General features: G+C 75.9%; 1 pseudogene. It reads left to right on the top strand.

Annotation, left to right across the window (positions count from 1 at the left end):
• A pseudogene (locus tag DSP71_RS21745) lies at positions 1–212 on the top strand (transporter); the annotation flags it as partial.

Below are 212 nucleotides of genomic sequence, written 5' to 3'. Positions count from 1 at the left end.
CACGGATCCCGCTGAGCACTCTGGCGATCGCGCTGGGCCTCGCCGGCGTCGCGTCGACCTGGTCGGCGGCCACCGCCGTCGCCCCGGTGCCCGCTTCCGTCGCCCCTGCCTTCTGGGGCCTGTCGGCGATGGCGACGATCGGACTGCTCGCCGCGCACACCGCGAGAGGCGTGCGCAGCAGCACACCTCTGCGCGCGCAGCTCCGCGACCCC

It is taken from the genome of Microbacterium sp. H6 (genome assembly GCF_003314775.1).
Taxonomy (GTDB): domain Bacteria; phylum Actinomycetota; class Actinomycetes; order Actinomycetales; family Microbacteriaceae; genus Microbacterium; species Microbacterium oxydans.
The sequence above is the reverse complement of the archived record's forward strand: the minus strand, read 5'-3'. Positions and strand labels throughout refer to the sequence as shown.